The sequence below is a fragment of the Mesorhizobium sp. WSM3224 genome (assembly GCF_000427725.1).
Classification (GTDB): domain Bacteria; phylum Pseudomonadota; class Alphaproteobacteria; order Rhizobiales; family Rhizobiaceae; genus Mesorhizobium.
On record NZ_ATYO01000005.1, the window covers coordinates 98,598 to 123,562 of the forward strand.

At 63.1% G+C, this 24,965-nt stretch carries 27 protein-coding genes; 13 read left to right on the forward strand and 14 right to left on the reverse strand.

Translation table 11 applies throughout. From position 1 onward, the window contains the following. Positions 1–152: 152 nt before the first annotated feature. A complete protein-coding gene (locus YU3_RS0111030; protein WP_027166297.1) occupies positions 153–983 on the reverse strand; it encodes an AraC family transcriptional regulator in 831 nt (276 codons plus the stop codon). Positions 984–1,068: 85 nt separating this feature from the next. Here YU3_RS0111030 and YU3_RS0111035 point away from each other — a divergent pair, with 85 nt between their 5' ends. Both YU3_RS0111035 and YU3_RS0111040 read left to right on the forward strand, forming a co-directional pair. Continuing rightward, on the forward strand, positions 1,069–1,599 hold the full coding sequence (locus YU3_RS0111035; RefSeq protein WP_027166298.1) for a hypothetical protein: 531 nt from the start codon (positions 1,069–1,071) through the stop codon (positions 1,597–1,599). Positions 1,600–1,954: 355 nt separating this feature from the next. Next, the gene (locus YU3_RS0111040) at positions 1,955–2,584 is read left to right on the forward strand and encodes a MarC family protein (protein WP_027166299.1); all 630 of its coding nucleotides are present in this window, start codon (positions 1,955–1,957) and stop codon (positions 2,582–2,584) included. 16 nt (positions 2,585–2,600) lie between these two features. On the opposite strand, the gene YU3_RS0111045 is transcribed toward YU3_RS0111040, so the two are convergent. From YU3_RS0111045 to YU3_RS0111055, 3 genes are all read right to left on the reverse strand, one after another. Next, positions 2,601–3,026: an OsmC family protein gene (locus tag YU3_RS0111045; RefSeq protein ID WP_027166300.1), complete on the reverse strand. Its 426-nt coding sequence runs from the start codon at positions 3,024–3,026 to the stop codon at positions 2,601–2,603. A gap of 175 nt (positions 3,027–3,201) precedes the next feature. Next, on the reverse strand, positions 3,202–3,600 hold the full coding sequence (locus tag YU3_RS0111050) for a DUF2306 domain-containing protein (protein WP_027166301.1): 399 nt from the start codon (positions 3,598–3,600) through the stop codon (positions 3,202–3,204). A gap of 34 nt (positions 3,601–3,634) precedes the next feature. Next, positions 3,635–4,159, reverse strand: coding sequence for a single-stranded DNA-binding protein (locus YU3_RS0111055; RefSeq protein ID WP_027166302.1), 525 nt, complete (start codon positions 4,157–4,159; stop codon positions 3,635–3,637). 236 nt (positions 4,160–4,395) lie between these two features. Between YU3_RS0111055 and YU3_RS0111060 the strand changes: the two genes are divergently transcribed. The 9 genes from YU3_RS0111060 to YU3_RS0111110 all read left to right on the forward strand — a co-directional run bounded on the left by YU3_RS0111060 (position 4,396) and on the right by YU3_RS0111110 (position 13,648). Continuing rightward, positions 4,396–4,710: a metalloregulator ArsR/SmtB family transcription factor gene (locus YU3_RS0111060; protein ID WP_027166303.1), complete on the forward strand. Its 315-nt coding sequence runs from the start codon at positions 4,396–4,398 to the stop codon at positions 4,708–4,710. Continuing rightward, complete coding sequence (locus YU3_RS0111065; RefSeq protein WP_027166304.1) at positions 4,707–5,201, forward strand: SRPBCC domain-containing protein; 495 nt, start codon at positions 4,707–4,709, stop codon at positions 5,199–5,201. The genes YU3_RS0111060 and YU3_RS0111065 overlap by 4 nt, the downstream gene beginning before the upstream one ends. Positions 5,202–5,226: 25 nt before the next feature. After that, complete coding sequence (locus YU3_RS0111070) at positions 5,227–5,829, forward strand: ATP-dependent Clp protease proteolytic subunit (RefSeq protein WP_027166305.1); 603 nt, start codon at positions 5,227–5,229, stop codon at positions 5,827–5,829. 177 nt (positions 5,830–6,006) lie between these two features. Then, a complete protein-coding gene (locus YU3_RS0111075) occupies positions 6,007–6,285 on the forward strand; it encodes a hypothetical protein (RefSeq protein ID WP_027166306.1) in 279 nt (92 codons plus the stop codon). 979 nt (positions 6,286–7,264) lie between these two features. Beyond that, entirely contained in the window at positions 7,265–10,186 is a 2,922-nt protein-coding gene (uvrA, locus tag YU3_RS0111085; RefSeq protein WP_027166308.1) for an excinuclease ABC subunit UvrA, read from the forward strand. After that, positions 10,186–10,596, forward strand: a complete 411-nt coding sequence (locus YU3_RS36370) for a DUF302 domain-containing protein (protein WP_036258290.1) — start codon at positions 10,186–10,188, stop codon at positions 10,594–10,596. The genes uvrA and YU3_RS36370 overlap by 1 nt, the downstream gene beginning before the upstream one ends. Beyond that, complete coding sequence (locus tag YU3_RS0111095; protein ID WP_027166309.1) at positions 10,593–11,051, forward strand: GNAT family N-acetyltransferase; 459 nt, start codon at positions 10,593–10,595, stop codon at positions 11,049–11,051. The genes YU3_RS36370 and YU3_RS0111095 overlap by 4 nt, the downstream gene beginning before the upstream one ends. Before the next feature lie 31 nt (positions 11,052–11,082). Then, positions 11,083–11,886 (forward strand): DUF72 domain-containing protein, encoded by an 804-nt coding sequence (locus YU3_RS0111100; protein ID WP_027166310.1) that lies wholly within the window; start codon positions 11,083–11,085, stop codon positions 11,884–11,886. Positions 11,887–12,502: 616 nt separating this feature from the next. Continuing rightward, the gene (locus tag YU3_RS0111110; protein ID WP_027166312.1) at positions 12,503–13,648 is read left to right on the forward strand and encodes a GGDEF domain-containing protein; all 1,146 of its coding nucleotides are present in this window, start codon (positions 12,503–12,505) and stop codon (positions 13,646–13,648) included. Between the two features lie 22 nt (positions 13,649–13,670). Here the strand turns inward: YU3_RS0111110 and YU3_RS40515 are convergent, their stop codons facing one another. From YU3_RS40515 to urtA, 6 genes are all read right to left on the reverse strand, one after another. Beyond that, positions 13,671–13,847 carry a hypothetical protein gene (locus YU3_RS40515; RefSeq protein ID WP_156913446.1) on the reverse strand — a complete coding sequence of 59 codons (177 nt, stop codon included), beginning with the start codon at positions 13,845–13,847 and terminating at the stop codon, positions 13,671–13,673. A gap of 425 nt (positions 13,848–14,272) precedes the next feature. Further along, positions 14,273–14,968, reverse strand: coding sequence for an urea ABC transporter ATP-binding subunit UrtE (gene urtE, locus YU3_RS0111120; protein ID WP_027166313.1), 696 nt, complete (start codon positions 14,966–14,968; stop codon positions 14,273–14,275). A 71-nt stretch (positions 14,969–15,039) separates the two neighbouring features. Beyond that, positions 15,040–15,786: an urea ABC transporter ATP-binding protein UrtD gene (gene urtD, locus YU3_RS0111125; RefSeq protein ID WP_027166314.1), complete on the reverse strand. Its 747-nt coding sequence runs from the start codon at positions 15,784–15,786 to the stop codon at positions 15,040–15,042. 4 nt (positions 15,787–15,790) lie between these two features. Then, positions 15,791–17,017, reverse strand: a complete 1,227-nt coding sequence (gene urtC, locus YU3_RS0111130) for an urea ABC transporter permease subunit UrtC (RefSeq protein ID WP_027166315.1) — start codon at positions 17,015–17,017, stop codon at positions 15,791–15,793. Further along, the gene (gene urtB, locus YU3_RS0111135) at positions 17,014–18,630 is read right to left on the reverse strand and encodes an urea ABC transporter permease subunit UrtB (protein WP_027166316.1); all 1,617 of its coding nucleotides are present in this window, start codon (positions 18,628–18,630) and stop codon (positions 17,014–17,016) included. Before urtB ends, urtC begins: the two co-directional genes overlap by 4 nt. 169 nt (positions 18,631–18,799) lie before the next feature. Then, complete coding sequence (gene urtA, locus YU3_RS0111140) at positions 18,800–20,110, reverse strand: urea ABC transporter substrate-binding protein (protein ID WP_027166317.1); 1,311 nt, start codon at positions 20,108–20,110, stop codon at positions 18,800–18,802. Positions 20,111–20,416: 306 nt separating this feature from the next. On the opposite strand from urtA, the gene YU3_RS0111145 reads away from it, so the two are divergent. Continuing rightward, positions 20,417–20,803, forward strand: a complete 387-nt coding sequence (locus YU3_RS0111145) for a hypothetical protein (RefSeq protein ID WP_027166318.1) — start codon at positions 20,417–20,419, stop codon at positions 20,801–20,803. 58 nt (positions 20,804–20,861) lie between these two features. Here YU3_RS0111145 and YU3_RS0111150 read toward each other — a convergent pair whose 3' ends face one another. The 3 genes from YU3_RS0111150 to YU3_RS0111160 all read right to left on the reverse strand — a co-directional run bounded on the left by YU3_RS0111150 (position 20,862) and on the right by YU3_RS0111160 (position 23,478). Then, positions 20,862–22,433: a GMC family oxidoreductase gene (locus tag YU3_RS0111150; RefSeq protein WP_027166319.1), complete on the reverse strand. Its 1,572-nt coding sequence runs from the start codon at positions 22,431–22,433 to the stop codon at positions 20,862–20,864. A 47-nt stretch (positions 22,434–22,480) separates the two neighbouring features. After that, positions 22,481–23,011, reverse strand: coding sequence for a hypothetical protein (locus tag YU3_RS0111155; RefSeq protein WP_027166320.1), 531 nt, complete (start codon positions 23,009–23,011; stop codon positions 22,481–22,483). Between the two features lie 71 nt (positions 23,012–23,082). Next, positions 23,083–23,478, reverse strand: a complete 396-nt coding sequence (locus YU3_RS0111160; RefSeq protein ID WP_027166321.1) for a VOC family protein — start codon at positions 23,476–23,478, stop codon at positions 23,083–23,085. A 253-nt stretch (positions 23,479–23,731) separates the two neighbouring features. Here YU3_RS0111160 and YU3_RS0111165 point away from each other — a divergent pair, with 253 nt between their 5' ends. After that, positions 23,732–24,037 carry a ribbon-helix-helix domain-containing protein gene (locus tag YU3_RS0111165; protein WP_027166322.1) on the forward strand — a complete coding sequence of 102 codons (306 nt, stop codon included), beginning with the start codon at positions 23,732–23,734 and terminating at the stop codon, positions 24,035–24,037. A 100-nt stretch (positions 24,038–24,137) separates the two neighbouring features. On the opposite strand, the gene YU3_RS0111170 is transcribed toward YU3_RS0111165, so the two are convergent. Further along, positions 24,138–24,845 (reverse strand): DeoD-type purine-nucleoside phosphorylase, encoded by a 708-nt coding sequence (locus tag YU3_RS0111170; RefSeq protein WP_027166323.1) that lies wholly within the window; start codon positions 24,843–24,845, stop codon positions 24,138–24,140. Positions 24,846–24,965 lie beyond the last annotated feature (120 nt).

Consider the following 24,965-nt stretch of genomic DNA (forward strand, 5'->3'; position numbering starts at 1 on the left):
TCCAGTCGGGAATCACTGCACGCTTATATAGGAAGCCTTGCCGAAACTCCAATGTTCGCCGGACTTTTCCAGAGACAATTTTGACGGTAATTTCAAATGGATACCGCTTATTGCGACGATATGGCCACAGTCGTTTTCCGCTCCGGCCGACCTCAGCGCTGCCCGGTTCGTCTGGTGCGATAGGCGCCGGGCGTTTTTCCCATCTCGCGCCGGAACCGGCGGTTGAAGGTCGACAGGTCGTTGAAGCCGGCATCGAAGGCGATCGTCGAGACCGCCGCGTCAGAGCTGCGCAGCCGCACCGCCGCGCGGTGGAGCCTGGTCCTCAGCAGGAATTGATAGGGCGTCATGCCGGCAACGTGCCGGAAGGTGCGCAGGAAATGAAACGGGCTGGTCGCCGTGCCGTCGGCGAGCTCCGTCAGCGACAATGATCGATCGGCATTGAGCTCGACCAGGCGCACTGCCTCGGCGACGCGTTTCTGGTCGCGGCGGCTGGGTGCCGGCGCGTCCCTGGAAGAGCCGGTCGCAGCCGCGATCACAGCGCCGGCAATGCGCAGGCCGAGTTCCTCGAACGCGTCGCCGTCGCTTGTTTCCCGTGCCGCCTCCGCCTCGGCCAGCAAGGGCGCCAACGCCGGCAAGGGCGGCAGGCGCGGATCGGCAAAGCCGAGCCGCTTCGCGCCCGGCAATTCGGCCGCCACGCGCTCCAGATAGGTCGGTGAAAAATGGAAGGAGAGACAACGGTCGCCTGCGCCGTGCTCATGGCCGCATTCGTAGCATGCGCCGGGATTGCCGAGTAGAATGGCGCCCGGCGCCAGCATCGCCGTACCTTGGCGTGTGCGATAGCGGAACGTGCCGCGGGTGACTGCTGCGACGCAAAAGCTGCGATGCTCTTCCTCGAATGGCTTGTCGCCGGCGGCTGCGGTGCAGACCACGTCGGACACTTGCCAGCCCGTTCCCGAAGCAAGGTTTTTCTCAGTCGTCGCCATAACCCAAAAATAGCAATTTTTCCCAAGCGCAGAACCCCGCCATGCTCCTATTGCTCGCCCTCTCCTGACAAACGAGGCAGCAACCATGACCGATCCCTTTGCCGAGGCCCTGCACAGCGACGGTCCCAATCCGGACCTCGCCGAAAAACTGAAGCTCTATGGCCGCTTTATCGGCGCCTGGACATTCGACGCCACCCGCATCCTCGAGGATGGAACCACGCTCACGGGGCGCGGCGAGGTGCATTTCGGCTGGGTTCTCGAAGGCAAGGCCGTGCAGGATGTCTGGATCCTGCCTGCGCGCGACGCGGGCCCCTCGCCTTCGCTCGGACCGTGGACATTCTACGGCACGACATTGCGCGTCTACGATCCCGGAACGGACGCCTGGCACATCTTCTGGAGCGATCCGCGCAACCAGTACTACAGCCGGCAGCTCGGCCGCGCCGAGGGCGACACGATCGTCCAGATCGGCGCCGACGGCACCGGCGCGTCGGTACGCTGGAGCTTTTCGCGCATCACCAGGAATTCGTTCCGCTGGCTGGGCGAGCGTTCGCATGACGGCGGCGCGAACTGGCGCATGGAGGTGGAATTTTTGGCGCGACGGATGGGTGGAGGCTGAGGGTCGCGAAGAATGCGCGTCAAGATGAAAGCGTAGCGATCCTTCACACCCCCCTCTGGCCTGCCGGCCATCTCCCCCGCAAGGGGGGAGATCAGATGTCGCTCCGCCTTTCGCCAATCTCCAACATTGATAAGCCAATTTCCAATGTTTGAATGAATAAGGTGGCGCGGCCGGTGAAACTGCCAATCTCCCCCCTTGCGGGGGAGATGGCCGGCAGGCCAGAGGGGGGTGCTGTCCCGCAAGCATCAAAAGGAGACCCGAGCACGCGACGAGGTCGGCTTGCCTGTTTCCAGCGCGCCGGCTTTGCTCTACCAATCGCGGAGCCTGGGCTTCGGCCAGCGGGAGGGGACCAGCGATGCCGAGCTTCGACAGCCTGTTCAACGCCTTCGTCACCATCCTGGTGACCATCGACCCTCCCGGGTTGGCGCCGCTCTTTCTCGCCGTGACGCGTGGCATGAACCGCGAGGAGCGTCAGCAGGTCTCGGTGCGCGCGTCGGTGATCGGCTTCCTGGTGATGGCGCTTTTTGCGGTTGCCGGCGCCTCGATCCTGTCGGTGTTCGGCATCACGCTGCCGGCCTTTCGCGTGGCCGGCGGCTTCCTCTTGTTCTTCATCGCCTTCGAAATGGTGTTCGAGCGCCGCCAGGACCGCAAGGAGAAGATCGGCGACGTCGCCATCACCAAGGACATGATCCACAACATCGCCGCCTTCCCGCTGGCGATCCCGCTGATCGCCGGCCCCGGCGCAATTTCGGCGACGGTGCTGCTGTCGGGTTCCTTCCAAGGATTTGCCGCTCAAGCCGCCCTGGTCGGCATCATCTTTCTTTGCCTCGCTATCACCTATCTAGTGTTCGTGCTGTCGGAACGCATCGACCGCATCCTCGGCCAGACCGGCCGCTCGATCCTGACGCGATTGCTCGGCGTGATCCTGGCGGCGCTGGCGGTGCAGTTCGTTGCGGACGGCGTCCGGGCGCTCATGGCCGCTTGAGCAACACCCTACTGCCCTACTTGGCCGCCGTATCGACCACTTCAAAGTCATGCGTGACCGTCGCCGTCTTGGCCATCATCGCGGTGGCCGAGCAGTATTTCTCGATCGACAGGTCGATCGCCCGCTTCACCTTGTCGTGCGAGAGCGCACGCCCTTTGACGATGAAATGCATGTGAATGCGGGTGAACACTTTTGGCTCGGTCTCGGCCCGGTCGGCGTCGAGTTCGACCACGCAATCCTCGACTGCCTCGCGACCCTTTTCCAGGATGTGCACGACGTCATAGGCCGAGCAGCCGCCGGTCCCGATCAGCACCAGTTCCATCGGGCTCGGTCCCGGCGTCCGGCCTTCCGGCCCATGCGCCGTACCCAGCACAACCTTGTGGCCGCTGCCGGATTCGCCGACAAAGGTGCGTTCCTCAACCCATTTGACGCGTGCTTTCACGTTGATCTTCCTTGAGAAATTCCCGGCCGCGCTAAGGCGTGTTGAGATTCAGGTCAGGCCGAGCCGAAAATGGCGGGTTCCGAGAACCGGAGCGGAGCGTACTTGAAGTACGTGAGCACCGGAAGCGCAGGAGGCTGCCATTTGCAGGCCGGCCTCACCTGAATATCAATACGCCTTACTGGCCGAACACGACGGCGTGCATGATCCGGCCAGGCAGCAGCGTGAAGATGCCGGCGCCGACCAGCGCGAACAGATAGAGCTTGATCATGGCGCCGCGATGCGCGGCCACCTTGTGGGTGTGCGCATACCATGCCGCCAGCGGCACGGTGGCCAGAACCAGGATCGACAACAGGTGGATCGGGCTGAAGGGGCCGATCAGCCGGATCTGCTGGATCCAGAAGCTCGATAAGGCGATGATCAGCATCAGCGCCACCCAGGCGTAGCCCAGCACGCGGTGACGCAACGTGCCTTTCGGCAGCGCCAGCTGGGCACCGCCGACAGCGAGCGCGGCGAAGGCCGCGAATGCATGCCACGGAATGGGAGGCGGCGCCGACACTAGCGGTCCAAGCGACATCGCCCCTTCCCCTCAAACGGCCATTTCGAGGCGCTTAGAAGGGGATCTCGTCGTCGAGCTCGCGCGACGGGCCGCCGCCACCGCCGCCCTTGGAGCCGCCACCGCCGCCACGGCTGAAACCTTCATTCGGACCGGACTGGCCGAAGTCAGAGCCACGGCTGCTGCCGCCACCGGAATAATTGCCGACCTGGCCGCCGCCGCCCTCGCCGCGCGCGTCGAGCATCTGCAGCTCGCCACGGAATTTCTGCAACACCACCTCGGTCGTGTAGCGGTCGTTACCGGTCTGGTCCTGCCATTTGCGCGTCTGCAACTGGCCTTCGACATAGACCTTCATGCCCTTCTTCAGATACTGCTCGGCCACCTTGGCGATCTGGTCGTTGAAGATGACGACATTGTGCCACTCGGTCTTTTCCTTGCGCTCGCCGGAATTCTTGTCGCGCCAGCTTTCCGACGTGGCGATACGAATGTTGACGACCGGCTCGCCCGAATTCAGGCGGCGAATTTCCGGGTCCGCCCCAAGATTGCCGACCAGAATGACCTTGTTGATGCTACCCGCCATCGTATTTCTCCGCGCTCATCCGAAACAAATTTTAAGTCGCTCACCTTATAGCCTACGGGCCGTCCATGCCTGAAAAGGCTGGCTTTTCCCACAAGGTTTTTGTTCTCTTTTCGTTCTAGACACCACAGCCTGTTCTGTCAAGGAATGTCAGCAAAGGCAGGGTCTGAGCGCCTCATTTGATATGGCGGTCAAATAGCCACTTGCCAAATCAATAAGTATCGACTTATGCTTTTGCGATGATCGAAGCAGAGATACTCCGGGCGCTGGCCGATCCGACACGGCGCGCCGTCTATGAGCGGCTCGCGGCAAGCGAAATGTCGGTGTCCGAGCTGCGCGCCGGCATGAGCGTTTCGCAGCCCGCGGTCTCGCAACACCTTGCCGTGCTGCGCGGCGCCGGGCTGGTGGTCGAGCGGCGGGCAGGCCGCAACGCCTACTACCGCGCCGACCCGCAAGGGCTCGATCCGCTGCTAGGCTGGATCGACCGCTACCGTGCCTTCTGGCCGGAACGCATCGAGAAGTTGAAGACGGTTCTGAAGGAAATGGACCAATGACGGCAACAAAACACCCCACGACTGAGACCGAGCCCCGGCTTAGCTTCGAATGCGACCTTGCCGATCCGCCTGAAAAAGTCTGGCGGGCGCTGACCGAGCCGGAACTGCTCGCCGCATGGTTGATGCCCAACGACATGAAGGCGGAAACCGGCAGGCGCTTTGCCTTTGCCGGACCGGACGCGCCGGTAGAATGCGAGGTGCTCGAAGCCGAGCCCGGCAGGCTGCTGCGCTACTCCTGGCGCGAGCGGCCGCCTGCCAACGATGCCAACCTGCTTCCCGCCCCCGACGGCCCCGCCTTCGACAGCACCGTCACTTTCACGCTGGCGCGCACCGCCTCGGGCGGCACGCATCTGCGCATTGTCCATGACGGCTTCGTGCCGGTGGCGGAGCCTGTCCTCGCCATCGCCGGTGCCGGCTGCGGGCTCTCGCTCCATGGGCGCAAGAACCCAACCGCCGCCAATGCGCCCTGCATGATGCAGCGTGCGGCCTGATCAAAGCAAATCGAGGAAACCCGTCATGAGCATTGCCAACCTGGTGCCGATGGTCATCGAACAGTCGAGCCGCGGCGAACGCTCCTTCGATATCTTTTCGCGGTTGCTGCGCGAGCGTATCGTCTTCATCAACGGCGAGATCAACGACAACGTCTCGGCGCTGGTCTGCGCGCAATTGCTGTCGCTGGAATCGGACAATCCCGACAAGGAGATTTCGATCTACATCAACTCGCCGGGCGGTATGGTGACCAGCGGCTTCGCCATCTACGACACGATGCAGTACATCTCCTGCCCGGTAGCGACGGTCTGCATGGGTTTTGCCGCCTCGATGGGTTCCTTCCTGCTGATGGCCGGCGCCCCGGGACGGCGCATCGCGCTGCCCAACACAAGGATCGTGCTGCACCAGCCGCTTGGCGGCTTCCAGGGCCAGGCCTCCGACATCCAGCGCCACGCGGAAGACATCCTGCGCACTAAGCAGCACATGACCGAGCTCTACGCCAAGCATTGCGGCCGCAGCTACGAGGAGGTCGAGCGCACGCTCGACCGCGATTATTTCATGAGCGCCGCGGAAGCCAAGACCTGGGGCCTCGTCGACCACGTCTACGACACGCGCAAGAAGGCGGCCTGACAACGCATGTCGCCCAGAAGTGTGCTGCGGTTCTGGGACAACGACATGCGTCAAAACAAAGATTTAAAGCGCGTCGCCTGAACCCGTTTCAGCGCGACGCGCTTTAAACCAGACGCGCGGCAAATTGATCGCCGCGTGTCTGGCATCGCAGCGGGCCCGCCCCTATTGTGTTTGCACATGACCAAGCTGCTGCAATCCAGATATTTATGCATTGCGCTTGCCGCACTGGCCGGGCTGATGGCTGGCCCTGCCTTTGCCGACGACAGCTCGGCGCGGAAATTGCCGGGCGTCAACGGCGACTACCGCATCGCCAAGCCGGCGCCGCAGCCGGAACCGGACGACGCGCTGCCGGCCGGCAGCGACGGCACGTTCAAGATCGGCAATACCGATGTCAGGATCGGCGGCAGCATAACCGTCGACACGGCGACGGGTGGCGCACGGATTCCGAACCATTGATTTGGCAGCGATCGACCGAAGCGCGTTTTCGTCATTCTATGGCGGAGCAAGGAGCGAAGCGACGCGGCGTAGACCATGCCGTTACGTCGGCCGAAGAATGCAACCGGCGCAGAATTCTGCACCGTTGCGCCCTCGGCTGAGGTAACGGAATGGATCCCTGGGTCTTCGCTCCGCTTCGCGTCGCTGCGCCCAAGGATGACGAAGTTAGGGAGTCTCCGGCCAACTGCGAACCTGGCAAGACCGCAAAAAATGTAAGCCCCGCCACTGCTTCCGCAGGTGGACGGGGCTTTCATGGATCTGAAATCCAATTTTAGCCGGGAGTGGACTGCCGGCGTTCTGTTTCGGATGCAACGCGGCGTTCAGCCGACGATCCGACTATTGTCTCTGATTGTAGCAATCGGCAGGTCACGGTTTGTCGGGCCGGCGTTTCAAGTCTGCCCTGGCACTTATGCCCGCCGCGGCTCCATCCTGGTGTGGAGCCTCAAGGGACTGTCCGGTGGCGTCATGCTCCGCTCCTTCGTCCGTTGCGACCATTGTCTTACGAAGCTCTAATCGCAAATGCCTGCGGCGTCTCGCAGGCCACCTTTGGGTGGCGAGGCCATCGAAAGACGGCCGGCTTCGCTGACGCCCAGAGACTGCTCCCGCGGGTCGCCGGCGTCAACCGTTCAATAGCCGATTACCGAAAAATGTGATCGCCAGGAGGTTACGTGCGGGTAAGTCGAGCGCCTTTGTCGATCGAAGAGGCAGGTACTTGCGGCGTCCGTTTCGACAACGTTGTAGCGATTGTTTCCACAACGCTTTGTCAGGAGCGTGTTCGGCCTTTGTTCTTTCCGCTTGCCCGCTCGCGCGAAAGACGGTTAAAGGCTTCTGTCGAGATTTGTGGCGTCACTCGACTTGACGGGGAAACCACCTACATAAGGGATGGCCGGGACGAACCCGCCCAATCCAGCAAATTCCAGATCTGAGGCGGCGACCGGCGATGGCCGACCATAAATACCTTTCCATTCGCGGGGCGCGCGAGCACAATCTCAAGAACGTCGACCTCGACCTGCCGCGCGACAGCCTGATCGTGATGACCGGCCTGTCGGGATCCGGCAAGTCGTCGCTTGCCTTCGATACCATCTATGCCGAGGGCCAGCGCCGCTATGTCGAAAGCCTGTCGGCCTATGCTCGCCAGTTCCTGGAGATGATGCAGAAGCCGGACGTCGACCAGATCGACGGCCTGTCGCCCGCCATCTCGATCGAGCAGAAGACCACGTCGAAGAACCCGCGCTCGACGGTCGGCACCGTCACCGAGATCTACGATTACATGCGCCTGCTTTTCGCGCGTGTCGGCATTCCCTATTCGCCCGCCACCGGCCTGCCGATCGAGAGCCAGACGGTCAGCCAGATGGTCGACCGCGTGCTGGCGCTGGAAGAAGGCACCCGCCTGTTCCTGCTGGCGCCGATCGTGCGCGGCCGCAAGGGCGAGTACCGAAAGGAATTGCTAGAGCTACAGAAAAAGGGCTTCCAGCGCGTCAAGGTCGACGGCGTCTTCTATGAGATCGCCGACGTGCCGGCGCTGGACAAGAAGTACAAGCACGACATCGACGTGGTCGTGGACCGTATCGTCGTGCGCGGCGAGCTGGCGACGCGCCTTGCGGATTCAATGGAGACCGCGCTGAAGCTCGCCGAAGGCCTTGCCGTGGCCGAGTTCGCCGACCGGCCGCTCGACGCCAGCCAGACCGGTGAGGACTCGGTCAACAAATCGAAGAACGAGACGCATGAGCGCATCATGTTCTCGGAGAAATTCGCCTGCCCGGTGTCCGGCTTCACCATTCCCGAGATCGAGCCCAGGCTGTTTTCCTTCAACAACCCGTTCGGCGCCTGCCCGACCTGCGACGGCCTCGGCAGCCAGCGCGCCATCGACGCCAACCTCGTGGTGCCGGACGAGAACCTGTCGCTGCGCGACGGCGCCATCAGCCCGTGGGCGAAATCGACTTCGCCCTATTACGCGCAGACGCTGGAAGCGCTCGGCAAGGCCTATGGCTTCAAGCTCGGCGACAAGTTCAAGGACCTGAGCGCCGAGGCGCAGCAAGCCGTGCTGCATGGCACCGGCGAGCGCGAGATCACCTTCCAGTATGACGACGGCCTGCGATCTTATAAAACCACCAAGACCTTCGAGGGTGTCATCCCCAACCTCGACCGGCGCTGGAAGGAAACGGAATCGGCCTGGATGCGCGAGGAGATCGAGCGCTTCATGTCGGCCACCCCTTGCCCCGCCTGCAACGGCTACCGGCTGAAGCCCGAGGCGCTGGCGGTGAAGATCGGCGGAAAACACATCGGCGAAGTCACCGAGCTTTCGATCCGCAAGGCCGACCAGTGGTTCACCGACCTGCCGGGAGAGCTCAACGACAAGCAGAACGAGATCGCGGTCCGCGTGCTGAAGGAAATCCGCGAGCGGCTGCGCTTCCTGAACGATGTCGGCCTCGACTATCTGACGCTGTCGCGCAATTCCGGAACGCTGTCGGGCGGCGAGAGCCAGCGCATCCGGCTGGCCTCGCAGATCGGCTCGGGTCTCACCGGCGTGCTCTACGTGCTGGACGAGCCGTCGATCGGCCTGCACCAGCGCGACAATGCCCGCCTGCTAGATACGCTGAAGCACCTGCGCGACATCGGCAATACTGTGATCGTGGTCGAGCATGACGAGGACGCTATCCTGCATGCCGATTATGTCGTCGACATCGGCCCTGCGGCCGGCATCCATGGCGGCCACGTCATCGCGCAAGGCACGCCGCAGCAGATCATGGCGACGCCCGCCTCGATCACCGGCAAATATCTGTCGGGCGAGCTAGAGGTGGCCACACCAGCGGTCCGCCGCGAAGCGAAAAAGAACCGGCGCATCAAGGTGGTCGGCGCGCGCGGCAACAATCTGAAGAACGTCACCGCGGAGATCCCGCTCGGCACCTTCACTGCGGTCACCGGCGTCTCCGGCGGCGGCAAGTCGACCTTCCTGATCGAGACGCTGTTCAAGGCGGCCTCGCGCCGCATCATGGGTTCGCGCGAGCATCCGGCCGATCACGACCGCATCGAGGGGCTCGAATTCCTCGACAAGGTCATCGACATCGACCAGTCGCCGATCGGCCGCACGCCGCGCAGCAACCCCGCCACCTATACCGGCGCCTTCACGCCGATCCGCGACTGGTTCGCCGGACTGCCGGAGGCCAAGGCGCGCGGCTACCAGCCCGGCCGCTTCTCCTTCAACGTCAAGGGCGGCCGCTGCGAGGCCTGCCAGGGCGACGGCGTCATCAAGATCGAGATGCACTTCCTGCCCGACGTCTACGTCACCTGCGACGTCTGCCACGGCAAGCGCTACAACCGCGAGACGCTGGACGTCCTGTTCAAGGGCAAGTCGATCGCCGACGTGCTCGACATGACGGTCGAGGAAGGCGTCGACTTCTTCGCCGCAGTGCCCGGCGTGCGCGACAAGCTGGTGACGCTGAAGCAGGTCGGCCTCGGCTACATCCATATCGGCCAGCAGGCGACGACGCTGTCCGGCGGCGAGGCGCAGCGCATCAAGCTAGCCAAGGAACTGTCGCGCAAGGCGACCGGCAAGACGCTCTACATCCTTGACGAGCCTACCACCGGCCTGCACTTCCACGATGTCGCCAAGCTCTTGGAAGTGCTGCACGAGCTGGTCGACCAGGGCAACACCGTGGTGGTCATCGAGCACAATCTCGAGGTGATAAAAACCGCCGACTGGGTGCTGGACCTCGGCCCCGAAGGCGGCGACGGCGGCGGCGAGCTGGTCGCCTCCGGCACGCCCGAAGCGATCGTGCGCGAGAAGCGCAGCTACACCGGCCAGTTCCTGAAAGAGCTTCTGGAGCGCCGCCCCGGAGGCAAGCGCGAAGCGGCCGAGTGATGACGGAAAATGGTCTAGTCACCGTGGAGAGCCACTTCGGCGTCGCCGAAACCATCGACCGTTTGGTTTCAACCGTCACCGACGCCGGATTGCGTGTCTTCGCGCGCATCGACCATGCCGCCGGCGCGCGCGAGGTCGGTGCTGCACTTCGTCCGACGGAGTTGCTGATCTTCGGCCATCCAAAGGGCGGTACGCCGCTGATGCAGGACCAACAGCTCGCCGGCATTGATCTGCCGATCAAGGCGCTGGCCTGGGAAGACGAGCATGGCAAGGTCCGGCTGTCCTACAACGATGCGGATTGGCTGGCGGAGCGCCACGGCCTCGGCGACGCCAGCCGCGATGCCGTCGCTGCGATCGCCGCCGGCATGGAAAAGGTTATCGCGGCCGCTGCCGGGGTGAATCAACCATGAGGCTAGCCCTCCCCGATCATCTTGCAGCCATCGTCGCGCTCACCACGGACGCCTACGCCCGCTACACCGCGCTCTTCGGTGCGCCGCCGATCCCGGTGACCGAGGACTATGGGCCGCGCATCGAGCGCGGCGAGGTCTGGCTGCTGGAAAGCGGCCCCGAGCTTGCCGGTCTGATCGTCCTCGAGCGGCACGAGCACCATGCCATGATCTTCAGCGTCGCCGTCGCGCCGGCCTTCCAGGGCAGGAAGCTCGGCATCGCGTTGCTCAACTTCGCCGACGAGCAGGCGCGGTCATGGGGTGTACCGGAGGTGCGGCTCTACACCAATTCGCTTATGGAGCGGAACATCGCGCTCTATTCTGCTTACGGCTATCGGGAAACGGGTCGCCGCGCCAATCCATACCGGCCAGGATGGACACTGGTCGACATGGTGAAGCCGGTCAAAAAAGCGGCCTGATCGTATCTTTGAAACGCGGAGGAGGAAAACGATGAGCCAAGGAACAATCCGCTCCGGCATGGGTGGCTGGACTTTTGAGCCCTGGGACACTTCCTTCTATCCGGAGAAGCTCGCCAAGGCCAAGCAGCTGCATTATGCGAGCCGTCAGGTGCCGAGCATCGAGGTCAACGGCACCTATTATTCCAGCTTCAAGGAACCGACCTTCGTCAAGTGGGCCGGTGATTCACCCGAAGGCTTCGTCTTCTCGCTCAAAGGCAACCGCTTCGTCACCAACCGCCGGGTGCTCGGCGAAGCCGGCGAATCGATGATGCGTTTCCTCGGCTCCGGCGTTGCCGCATTGGGCGAAAAACTCGGGCCGATCCTGTGGCAGTTCGCGCCGACCAAGAAATTCGATGCGGACGATTTCGAAGCCTTCCTGAAACTTCTGCCCGAGAAGCAGGACGGCGTGCCTTTGCGCCATGCGCTGGAGGTGCGCCACGACAGCTTCGTCGTGCCGGAATTCCCTGCGCTGGCACGAAAATACAAGGCCGCGATCGTCTATGCCGACCACGCAAAATATCCGGCGATCGCCGACGTCACCGGCGACTTCGTCTATGCGCGATTGCAGACAGGCAGTGACGACAACCCCGACTGCTACACGCCTAAAGGCCTGGACGAATGGGCAGCGAGAGTAAAGACGTGGGCGGAAGGCAAGCAGCCGGCCGACCTGCCGCGCGCCGATGCCCAGACCGATGCGCCGGTCAAACCGCGCGACGTGTTCGTCTACTTCATCACCGAGGGCAAGGTGCGCGCGCCTTTCGGCGCCATGGCACTGATGAGACGCGTAACCGTTTAAGGGGTCCTGAGATTCAGGTTAGGCCGAGCCGAAAATGTTGATTTCCGAGAACCGGCCTATGCCGGCCGTAGCCTTCATAGAGCGGAGACACTTATGAGGGCTTTGGCCGGCGAAGCCGGATACACTTTGCGTGGGTCCGTCGGAACTTGCCGGGCATCTCGATCGTTTGCCTATCTCGCCAGCGGTAGGTTTCATGGCGGTTGGGCGTTGCAGGACGCTGGCCAGGGCTGCGGTATCGGGAGAACCCAAAGATATGGCTGTCATCCTCATCGGGGCGTTGCTTGCTGTCGCAGGGATTGTGTACATGGCGGGTGCGGTTCTCTGGCGCGGGCGACTTAGCGATCCGGCGCCTGCAGCCTCGGATCGCCCGAAGCCATATCTCGCAACGCCTGGTCCGACGCTCGAGCCACGCCGGCGTGGCCTCCGTTTCCTCGGCCTTTCACAGAATTGGCCAGGTCTGCTGATGATGGCGATCGGCCTTATCCTGCTATTGTCGGCAGCGATCCTATAACGCAGGAATTCCGGCATCTTCGCGGCTATCGTAACGTAATCGATACCTCCTTGCGGCACTAATGCACCTACGTCCGGTTGCAGAGGCGCCGGCAAGGACGCGTGCATGCTGCTCGACTACAACTCGCTGCTTCTGGCCGTCGGCTTCTCCGCTGCCTGCCTCAGCCTTACGTTGTTCGGAACCTGGCTGACCGCCCGTTCCGACAGGTTCCTGCTGACCTGGGCGATCAGCGTGCTGGTCGTGGTGCTCGAAGTCTTTGTCTATGACGCTTATATCGAGAGGCCCGGAGCGGCCCTTGGCGTGCTGACGCTGGCGCTGCTGCTGCTCGGTTTCTCGGTCATGCTGGGCGCCGCCAACCAATTCAGGACAAGACGCTCGCCCTTGCCGCTTATCGCGCTCGGCGCCGGCCTTTCCTTTGCTGTGGCACTGCCGCCGATGGCGCTCGGCTATGACGGCCTGGGCTTCATGCTGGAGAACGCTCTGGCCGCGCTACTCCTGTTCGGCACTGCTTACGAATATTGGCGTGGCCGCGCGGAGGCGCCCGTCCATCTCATCGGCGTGGCGCTGCTCTATTCGCTGACCGCGGCGTCCTTCGTGCTGTGCGCGGCCGCGCTTGCATGGGACGGCAGACTGGTTCTCGGCCACGCGCCGAGCAATTGGGCGGAGGATCTGAGCCTCGTCATCGTCATTGCCTCCATGACCGGTATCGGTGCGTTGTCGCTGGCGCTCAACCAGGGGCGGCTCGCCCGCCATCATCAGCGCGAAGCGCAGACGGATGCCCTGACCGGCCTTCTCAACCGCCGCGCTTTGTTCGACCTGCACGGTAAGACACCCGTCAACGCCTTCACGGCCGTGGTGGTGTTCGACCTCGACGGTTTCAAGGCGGTCAACGACCAGTTCGGTCATGCTGCCGGCGACGAGGTGCTGAGAGTCTTTGCCGAAGTGCTCTGCGGCAGTCTGCGCCCGAACGACTCCGTCGCCCGAATGGGCGGAGAGGAATTCGCCATGGTGTTGAGGCGCACTTTGCCCGAGACAGCCGAAGCGGCTGCCGAACATATCAGGGCCGAGTTCGCCGCGAGGACGGTTGAAACCGAGACCGGCCCGCTGCGCTGCACGGTCAGCGCCGGCTTCGCCTGCGGCAGCACGGATGGCATGAGTTTCGACAAAGTGCTCAGCGCCGCCGACAAGGCGCTCTACGCCGCAAAGCGCGGCGGCCGCAACCGCGTCCTGGATTTCCGTCGCGCCGGGTGACCTTTGCCGCGTGTTTGGACTCTCAGTGGTGGGCAATCACGTCGTTGAATGCGTCCAGGTCGACGTAAAACACCTTGGTGATCTCATCCAGCAGATCATCCTCGTCATAGCCTTGCGACATCAGGATGTTGATCGCGGTCATGATATCGACCCGCTCCGTGAGGCGCCGCTTCTGATAGTCCTCGACAAAACGTTCCATCGCCGTCCCCTGGCAAGAATCTTCTTGGACGCATTGACCGACAATCACTGCGGGGAAGCTAGGCATGCTTGCTTGCGTGGAACTTGCGGCGAAGCCAGCGTCTTCCCCTTCATTCGCGACTGGTACGGAAAGCGGCCGACTCACCAAGGCCAGGAAAAGACTAGCACGCGGTATTGAGCGCACCAGAGCCGTCGAACACTTCGTCATCCTTGGGCGTAGCGACGCGAAGCGGAGCGAAGACCCGAGGATCCGTGCCGTTACTTCGAGGCCTCACTAACGGCTCAGAATTTAGGATGGCAGGAGCGAGATTGAACGGCTTTATTCTGCACCGCCACGTCATTCGGCGTGGCGCTCGAACGTCACGGCATGGCCTTGGGTCCGCGCCGCGTCGCTTCGCTCCTTGCTTCGCCCAAGGACGGCCGGCGCTACACTGTCAGGAACTTCCGCACATCGGCCCGGTCGAGATCCGCCGCCGGCCCTGTATGCACGATCTGGCCGCGGTCCATGATGTTGACCTCGTCGGCAAGCTCGCGGCAGAAGTCGAGATATTGCTCGACCAGAAGCACCGCGATCCCCGCCTGGTCACGCAGATAGCGGATGGCGCGACCGATATCCTTGATGATCGAAGGCTGGATGCCTTCGGTCGGCTCGTCGAGCACCAGGAGCTTCGGCCGCATCACCAGCGCGCGGCCAATGGCAAGCTGCTGCTGCTGGCCGCCGGAAAGGTCGCCGCCGCGGCGCGACAGCATCTGTTTCAGCACCGGGAACAGCTCGAAGACATAGGCTGGAACATTGCGGTCGGCGCGCCGCAGCGGCGCAAAGCCGGATTCCAGGTTTTCGCGCACCGTCAGCAGCGGGAAGACCTCCCTGCCCTGCGGCACGAATGCGATGCCCGACCGGGCGCGGTCATACGCCGCGCTCCGGTCGAGCGCCTTCCCCTCGAAGGCAACGCTTCCGCTCGTCAGCCGGTGGTGGCCGACGATCGATCTCATCAAACTGGTCTTGCCGACGCCGTTGCGGCCGAGCACGCAGGTGATCTTGCCGGCACCGGCCTTCAGCGAGACGCCGCGCAATGCCTGGGCGGCGCCGTAGTGCAGTGTGGCATTGGAGACTTCAAGCATGCTCAGCCCCTTCTCCAGCGCTTCAGGAAGGCGAAATCGAACCGGTAGAACGGAACCCGCCAGACCATGCTTCACCGCCCCAGATAGACTTCGACGACACGTTCGTCGGCCGAAACGAAATCGAGCGTGCCTTCCGACAGCACCGAGCCCTCATGCAGGCAGGTGACCTTGACGCCAAGCTCGCGCACGAAATGCATGTCGTGCTCGACCACGATGACCGAATGGTCGCGCGCGATGTCCTTGAGCAGGCGCGCGGTCTCTTCTGTCTCCGCGTCGGTCATGCCGGCGACCGGCTCGTCGACGAGCAAAAGCTTCGGGTCCTGCGCCAAGAGCATGCCGATCTCCAGCCATTGCTTCTGGCCGTGGCTGAGATTGGCGGCAAGGTCGTCGCGCTTGTCACCGAGACGAATGATGCCGAGGATATCGTCGATCTGCCGTGCTTCCGGCGCAGAGCGACGGTGGAACAGCGCCGGAAAGATCGAGCGCGGCCCCGTCAGCGCCAGCATCAGATTGTCCTCGACGCTGTGGCTCTCGAAGACGGTCGGCTTCTGGAATTTGCGGCCGATCCCCATCATGGCGATCTCGGCCTCGTCATGGCGGGTGAGATCCACCTGGCCGTCGAAGAAAACCTCGCCCTCGTCAGGCCGCGTCTTGCCGGTGACGATGTCCATCATCGTCGTCTTGCCGGCGCCGTTTGGACCGATGATCGCGCGCATCTCGCCCTTGTCGAGCACCAGCGACAAATTGTTGATGGCGCGAAAACCGTCGAAGGAGACCGAGACGCCGTCGAGATAGAGGATGGTGTTCGACTTCGACACCGCTCTACTCCGCCGGCTGCGGTTCGGGGCCTGACGCGGACCAGGCGCCGGGCGTTGTTGCTGCGGAGCGAACGATCTTCGGTGTCGGCGAAACATCAGGATCGACGCCCGCTTCCTCCGCAATCGCGGCCGCGCGCATCGCTCGCGCATTGCCGCGCCAGCTGTCCCACATGCCGACGATGCCCTTGGGCAGCAGCAGCGTGACGGCGACGAACAGCCCGCCCAGCGCGAACAGCCAGAATTCCGGCAGCACGCCGGTGAACCAGGATTTGCCGGCGTTGACCAGCAGCGCGCCGATGATCGGGCCGACGATGGTGCCGCGCCCGCCAACAGCGGTCCAGATCACCACCTCGATCGAATTGGACGGTTCGAACTCGCCGGGATTGATGATGCCGACCTGCGGCACGTAGAGCGCGCCGGCGATGCCGGCCATGACGGCCGACACGGTGAAGGCGAACAGCTTGACGTTCTCCGCCCGCCAGCCGAGGAAGCGGGTACGACTCTCGGCATCGCGCACGGCCATCAGCAGCTTGCCGTATTTTGAGCCGACGATCGCCCACGTGATGAAGACAGCGAGCGCAAGCGTGACGGCGCTCGCCGCGAACAGCGCCGAGCGCGTCGCATCGGCCTGCACGTTGAAGCCCAGAATGTCCTTGAAATCGGTCAGACCATTGTTGCCGCCGAACCCCATGTCGTTGCGGAAGAAGGCGAGCAGCAGTGCATAGGTCATCGCCTGGGTGATGATCGACAGATAGACGCCGGTGACGCGGCTGCGGAAGGCGAACCAGCCGAAGACGAAGGCAAGCAGGCCAGGCACGGCGAGCACCATCAGCGCCGCGAACCAGAAATGATTGAAGCCAAGCCAGAACCAGGGCAGTTCCTTATAGTTCAGGAACACCATGAAGTCGGGGAGGATCGGATTGCCGTAGACGCCGCGAGAGCCGATCTGGCGCATCAGATACATGCCCATCGCATAGCCGCCGAGCGCGAAGAAGGCGCCGTGGCCGAGCGAAAGGATGCCGCAATAGCCCCAGACCAGGTCGAGCGCGAGCGCCAGCAGCGCGTAGCAGAGATATTTGCCCGTGAGCGCCACCATGTATGGCGGGATGTAGAAGGCGCTCGAAGGCGAAACCGCCAGGTTGAGCACCGGCACGATGATGGCGGCCGCCAGCAGGACGAAGATAGTGAAGGCGATGCGCCGGTCGGCGCCGAAGAGGCGTTGTGTGATCATGCCTCCACCGCCCTGCCCTTCAGCGCGAACAGGCCGCGCGGGCGCTTCTGGATGAACAGGATGATCAGAACGAGCACGACGATCTTGCCGAGCACGGCACCGGCATAGGGTTCCAAGAACTTGTTGACGATGCCGAGCGAGAAGGCGCCGACCAGCGTGCCCCAGAGGTTGCCGACGCCGCCGAAGACCACGACCATGAAGCTGTCGATGATGTAGCCGCGGCCGAGATTGGGCGAGACATTGTCGATCTGGCTGAGCGCCACGCCGGCGATGCCGGCAATACCGGAGCCCAACGCGAAGGTCAGCGCGTCGACCCAGGGCGTCCTGATGCCCATCGAGGCGGCCATGCGCCGGTTGGCGGTGACGGCGCGCATCTGTAGCCCCCAGGGCGTGCGTTTCATCACATAGAGCAGCACGCCGAAGACGGTGAGCGCGAAGACCAGGATCCAAAGCCGGTTCCAAGTGATGGCCAGTTGGCCGACATCGAACGAACCCGACATCCAGGAGGGATTGCCGACCTCCTGATTGGTCGGTCCGAAGATGCTGCGCACCGCTTGCTGCAGGACCAGCGAAACGCCCCAGGTGGCCAAAAGCGTTTCCAGCGGCCCGCCATAGAGGAAGCGGATGATGCCGCGCTCGATGGCGAGGCCGACCAGCGCGGCGACGAGGAACGCGAGCGGCAGCGCGATCACCAGCGACCAGTCGAACAGGCCGGGGAACGAGGTGCGGATCACCTGCTGGACGACGAAGGTGGTGTAGGCGCCGAGCATGACCATCTCGCCATGCGCCATGTTGATGACGCCCATGACGCCGAAGGTGATGGCGAGCCCGATCGCTGCCAGCAGCAGCACCGATCCGAGCGAGATGCCGTACCAGATGTTCTGGCCGGCATCCCACAAGGCAAGCGTGGAATTGATGCTGGCGATTGCCGCCGTCGCCGCGTCCTTGACCGCGCCTTGCGAACCGGCCTCGACCGAAGTGAGCAGGGAGACGGCGTCGCGGTCACCACGCGCGCCGATCAGGGCGATGGCCGCAAGCTTGTCGGCCTCGGGCTTGTCGGAAACGAGGACAGACGCGGCGCGCGCCTGTTCGAACAGCGCCTTGACGTTGGCGTCGGTTTCAGCGGCGATTGCCGCATCCAGCGGCTCGATGTTGGCGGCATCAGGCGTCTTGAACATGGTGTCGGCGGCGGCGATGCGGACAGCCGGATCCTTGGCTCGCAGCGTCAGCGTGCCCAGGGCATCGCGGATGACGCGGCGCAGCGTGTTGTTGACCTTGATCTTGGTGAGGTCGGCCTTGGCCGCTTCGCCGGACTTTTCGCCGCTCAGCGGGTCGAGCAGCTCGACATTGTCGCTGCTTTCCTTGCCGACGAAGATCGCGGAATCGGCCTTGCGGATATAGAGATTGCCGTCGGCGAGCGCGGACAGCGGACGCTCGACGGAAGGATCGCCGCTGGCGGCAAGTTCACGCACAACGGTTTCGGTGGCCGAGAAACCGGTGGCTGCAGCGAACTTGGCGATCGTCGCGCGAAGTTCGGCTTCGGCAGCCTTCGACGGCAACAGGCTTGCCATCATCAGCAAAAGCATCAGACCAATCGCGCGCAGCAGCAGCATCGTCGTCTTCAAGCAGCTTTCTTGGTTTCCGGGGTGTCTTGCCCGGGCGGGTCGAGGAACCTGCCCGGGCAGCGGTCTTGGATCGTGGGGCCACTCCGCGATCCGACGGACCTGGAGGTCACAGACCAAGGTCCGGACCGTGGTCACGGACCTGAGGTCCGGACCCTGATCAGTTGGTGCCCTTGCCGCCGCACTTGCCGGTGGCGACGTTGAAGTTGCCGCAGGATAGAGGCGCGCGCCAATCGGAGATCAGGTCCTTTGAGTCAGGCAGGTAGTCGGACCATTCGTCGCCCATCACCAGGCCTGGCGTTTGCGAGACGGTCTCGAACTGGCCGTCGGCCTGGATTTCACCGATCAGCACCGGCTTGGTGATGTGGTGGTTGGGCATCATCGTCGAATAGCCGCCGGTCAGGTTCGGCACCGAGACGCCGACCATGGCGTCGATGACCTTGTCCGGATCGGTGGTGCCGGCCTTCTCGACCGCCTTCACCCACATGTTGAAGCCGATATAGTGGGCTTCCATCGGGTCGTTGGTGGTGCGCTTGTCGTTCTTGATGAACTTGTGCCAGTCGGCGATGAACTTCTTGTTCTCCGGCGTGTCGACGCTTTCGAAATAATTCCAGGCGGCGAGATGGCCGACCAGAGGCGCGGTGTCGAGACCGGCCAGTTCTTCCTCGCCGACCGAGAAGGCCATGACCGGGATGTCCTCGGCCTTGATGCCCTGATTGCCGAGTTCCTTGTAGAACGGCACGTTGGCGTCGCCGTTGACGGTCGACACGACCGCCGTCTTCTTGCCGGCCGAACCGAACTTCTTGATCGCCGAAACCTCGGTCTGCCAGTCGGCGAAGCCGAATGGCGTGTAGTTGACCATGATGTCCTCGGCGGCGACGCCCTTCGCCTTCAGATAGGCTTCGAGGATCTTGTTGGTGGTGCGCGGATAAACGTAGTCGGTGCCTTCGAGCACCCAGCGCTTCACCGAGCCGCCGTCGGCGCTCATCAGGTAGTCGACGGCCGGAATGGCCTGCTGGTTCGGCGCGGCACCCGTGTAGAACACGTTGCGCTCGCTCTCCTCGCCCTCATACTGGACGGGGTAGAACAGGATGTTGTTGAGCTCGGAGAACACCGGCAGCACCGATTTGCGCGACACCGAGGTCCAGCAGCCGAACACGGCCGCAACCTTGTCCTTGGAGATCAGCTCGCGTGCCTTTTCGGCGAACAGCGGCCAGTTGGACGCCGGATCGACGACAACGGCCTCGAGCTTCTTGCCGAGCAGGCCGCCCTTGGCATTCTGCTCCTCGATGAGCATCAGCATGGCGTCCTTTAGCGTCGTCTCCGAGATCGCCATTGTCCCCGACAGCGAATGGAGGATGCCGACCTTGATCGTGTCCTCGGCCGCCTTTGCGGAAGCCGACGCCAGCAGGCCGACGGCGACGACGCCTGCCGACAAGATTTTTGTTATTTTTGCGAAGTTACCCCTCATATGACCACACTCCCAAGCTGGTTGTTTGCATCGCAACATTAGCTGTGCAAGCGACGTGCCAGACGAGGACGTTTGGACTAAAAATCTAAGATAACAACGCATTTACAATGCGTTATCGTATAGCCGCCGAACTTCCCAGTCGCCGCATTACGACAAAGCTGAGAAAAGTTTACGCAACGCTGCCTACATTTTGCCCAAATCGCGAATATGCCTAAATTTTCACCTGCTACGACGGCGGTACACTAGGCGCCCTGTTGCGGGCGCACAGCAAAATGGGGCAAGGTCGTCGCGCAAACGAGCGACGTCATGGCCCTGCGAACGATCCTGAGTTTCCTGCTTCTTGTGTCCGCCGCCGGCGGCGCTCGCGCCGACTTCGCCGACGGCAAGCTCCCCGACGGCACCTATCATTGCGAGGTCTACCTGCTCGGCCTGTTCCTCAATCTCGGCGACATCACCATCAAGGGCAATGTCTATAGCGGCCCGGTGACCTTTGGCACCTCGGGAACCTACAACTACCAGATGAACGCCAATGGCGAGATAACCTGGCTTGGTCCGCTCGGCGGCTACACCAGCGGCGGCAATTCGATCTCGATGACCCAGGCGACGCTGGATGACCCAAGCGGCCCTTCCTTCGACATCATCATGAAGCAGTCGGACGGCGCCTTCACGGCCTCGACCTGCACCAGGAGATAACCGTCATAAAAAAGGCGCGGAACCCTCACGGGTCCCGCGCCAGCAGGCAGTCGGGAGGTCAAATAGTCTTGGCCGACATCTGCGCGGCGATGTAGTCGGCCTGGCGGATCGCCAGCGTCACGATGGTCAGCGTCGGGTTCTCCGCCGCGCCGCTGGTGAACTGGCTACCGTCGGAGACGAACAGGTTCTTGATGTCGTGCGACTGGCCGTGCTTGTTGACGACGCCGTCCTCCGGCTTCTCGCTCATCCGGTTGGTGCCGAGATTGTGGGTGGACGGATAAGGCGGCGTCGGGAAGGTCCGCGTCGCGCCGACCGCGGCATAAAGCGCCTGGCCTTGGCTGTAGGCATGGTCGCGCATGGCCGTGTCGTTGGGATGGTCGTCGAAATGGACGTCGGCGATCGGCATGCCGTGCTCGTCCTTTTCGTCCTTGTGCAGCGCGATGCGGTTTTCCTCGCGCGGCATGTCCTCGCCGACGATCCACAGGCCAGCCATATGGTCATAGTGGTCGAGCGCCGTGGTGAAGGAGCGGCCCCAGCCGCCGGGGTTGAGGAACGCCGCCATGAACGGCAGGCCGAGCGACAGGGTCTCCATCTCATAGCCGCCGACGAAGCCGCGCGAGGGATCATGGCGCGCCTCGTCGCGGATGATGCCGGCCATGGTGGTGCCGCGATACATGTGCACCGGCTTGTCGAAGATGGCGTAGACCGAGCCGGTCGTGTGTCGCATGTAGTTCTTGCCGACCTGGCCGGACGAGTTGGCAAGCCCGTGCGGGAATTTGGACGAGTCCGAATTGAGCAGCAGGCGCGGGCTCTCGATCGAATTGCCGGCGACCGCAACGACGCGGGCCTTCTGTTCCTGCAGCTTGCCGTCCTTGTCGGCATAGACGACGCCGGTCACCTTGCCTGAAGCGTCATGGTTGATCTTGATCGCCATCGCGTTCGGCCGGACTTCCAGGTGCCCGGTCGCTTCGCCCTTCGGGATTTCGGTGTAGAGCGTCGACCATTTGGCGCCCCATTTGCAGCCCTGGAAGCAGAAGCCGGTCTGCTGGCAGGAATTGCGGTCGTCGCGCTCCACCGAATTGATGGCCATGTTGCCGGTGTGGCATTCCTTGTAGCCAAGCTTGTCGGCGCCGGCCTTGAGCACCTTGAAGTTGTTGTTGCCCGGCAGCCGCGGCCAGTTGTTGGTGCCCGTGACGCCCATCTTGGCTTCGGCCTTGGCGTAATAGGGTTCCATCTCGGCCAGCGTCACCGGCCAGTCGAGAAGGTTCGCGCCCTTGACCTTGCCGTAGGTCGTGGCCGCCTTGAATTCATGCTCCTGGAAGCGCAGCGAGGCGCCCGCCCAATGCGTCGTCGAGCCGCCGACCGATTTGACGATCCAGGTAGGCAGGTTCGGGAAGTCCTTGGCCACCCGCCAGTCGCCCGAAGTGGTACGCTTGTCCTTCCAGGCAAGCTGCGCAAAGGAATCCCACTCGTCGTTGACGAAGTCCTCATATTCGTTGCGGGCGCCCGCCTCGAGGATGACGACGTCGATGCCCTTCTGCGCCAGTTCATTGCCGAGCGTGCCGCCGCCGGCGCCGGAGCCGATGATGACGACCACGCCGTCGTTCTTGAGATCAAATGATGCTGCCATGGTTTCCTCCCATGAAATTATCGAAAAGCGGTTCGGGACAGAGCGGCTTACAGCCACTCGATGTCGTTGAAGCCGCGCGCGATGTAGCCGCCCTTGGAGTAGGACTCGCCCTCGTAGCCGAAGATCGGCCATACCTCCTTCTGGTTGTAGAGGCTGACGACCAGGCCGCCGCGCACCGCCTGGAAGAATGGCGTCTTCTCGATGCCGGTGAGCAGCGCGACCCTGTCCTCTTCCCAGCCGAGCCCGCGATAGCCGCCCTTGCCGGCCTTCTTGTCGAGTTCGGCAATGCCCTTCTCGATCAGTTCCTTGTGGGCTGGGTCCTTGGCGGCCGCCTCGTCATGGCCCTTGACGGCAATGGCGTAATATTTGTCCGGTACCTGGTCGTGCGGATAGATGTCGCGCGCCATCTGGATCAGCGTCGCCATCGTCTCGGGCTTCAGCGCCGAGGTTTCCAGCCCCCAGGCATGCTCGGGGCTGATGACGGCGCTGCCGGAGATGATGAGCAGCGCGCCCGCGCCTCCGCGCTTGAGGAGCTCGCGCCGCGAAAGGCCCGGCTTCTTCTCGTAAATTGTGACCATGATTTCCTCCCTGCTTGCTGTTCGCATCCGAAGATGCCGTTGCTGGCGCCGCGCCGCGCGGCCGGTGTCCCCTATTGGAAGCGCCCTCGCCGCTGCAGGACCTCGATCTTGTAGCCGTCGGGATCCTCGATGAAGAAAAAGCGGGCGATCAGCGCCCCGTCGTGGTTGAACTCGACGATCTTTTTCGGATTGAGGCCGAGCGCGCCGATTCGGTCGTGCTCGCTGTCGAGATCGGCGACCGAGACGGCGAGATGGCCGTAGCCGTCGCCCAGCGCATAGGGCTCGGTGCGCCCCTTGTTCACGGTCAGCTCCACCTCGAACGGCGAATTGGCATTGCTGAGATAGATGAGCGTGAAGGTCTCGAAATCGAGCCGTTGCGCCACCTCGAGGCTGAAGGCCTTGTTGTAGAAATCGACGGACCGTGCCTCGTCGAGAACCCTGATCATGGAATGGATCGCCTTCGCCAAATCGGACTCCGCAGCTTTGGTGTTTACGGAATCGATTATGCGCGCCGGCGAAAAAAGGTGGTGGCAGCCGATTACCACGCATGCGGCAAGAAAATGGATAGTGTCCCCGCGCGTGGCAGGACGCGCGCGTAAGGACGAAAGTCCGATTGCCGTTACCGGCCATCGGATCGAAGATGACAAGCGCAGGCAGTGTTCAAAAAAGGCGCCAGCCGACCCAATCGGCGCCCAAGATAAACAACAACGGGAGGTACCGATGTGCAGAGTCTTTGCCGGGCAGGACCCGGAAGGCTACCGGCAGATCAACAGGTCGATCCGCATCGACGGCCATTCGACCAGCATCCAGCTCGAGGCGACATTCTGGGGTCTGCTTGACGAAATCGCCGACAGTCAGGGACTGACGACGCCGAAATTCATCTCGAAACTCTATGACGAGGCGATCGAGATCAACGGCGAGATTCCGAACTTCGCTTCCATGCTGCGCACGACCTGCGCGCTCTATCTGCGCGGCCACCGGCCAGCGGTACAAGAGCAGGCAGCACTCAAGCGCGAAGCCGCTTAATGCATGTCGCCCAGAAGTGTGCTGCGGTTCTGGGACAACGACATGCATCAAAACAAAGACTTAAAGCGCGTCGCTTGAATCCGTTTCAGCGCGACGCGCTTTAAGCGTTCGCAGCGACTTCGAGCGCCAGCCGCGTCATATCGGTGAAAAGCGCCTGGCGTTCGCAATAGTCGGTCTGCTCGTCGGTGACGACATGGTCGACCACAGTGAGCAGGGACAAGGCCCGCGCGCCGAAATGCGCCGAAATGCGATAGAGCGCGCTGGTCTCCATATCGACCGCCAGCGCTCCGAGCGCCCTCGGCTCGTCGAACCGCGCGCGGCCGTCGGGATGGTGGAACACGTCGCTGCAAACCGTCAGTCCCGTACTGCAGGCGATGCCGAGATCGGCCGCTCGTTGCAGCGCCAGCGCGTGGAGCGCCTGGTCCGGCCCCGCCGGCTGGTAAAGTCCGAACACCTGTCCGCTGATTGCCCCTTCGGCGCGCACCGCGCCGGAGATAACGACGCTGCGCAGCGCCACGTCCTCAGCCAGCGCGCCGCAAGTGCCGGTGCGGATCAGCGTCTTCACGCCGTGATAATCGAGCAGTTCATGGGCATAGATCAGGAACGACGAAACGCCGATGCCGGTCGCCTGGATACTGACCGGCTTGCCACGGAACCGGCCGGTGAACCCCAGCGCCCCCCGTCGGCGGTTGACGCAGCGCGGCGCCTCGAGAAAGGTTTCCGCCATCCATTGGGCGCGCTCGGGGTCACCCGGCAACAGCACCGTTTGGGCATAGTCGCCCCTATCCGCCTCGATATGCGGCGTCACGCGCTACCACCCCCATGATAGACCCATCCGACGGCTATCATGGCAGGGCTGCCGCAATGTGCAAGCGGTAGCTGTTTTAGAAGCAAACCCAGGAAAAGTTTAAGACGGCCAGGTTCCGCG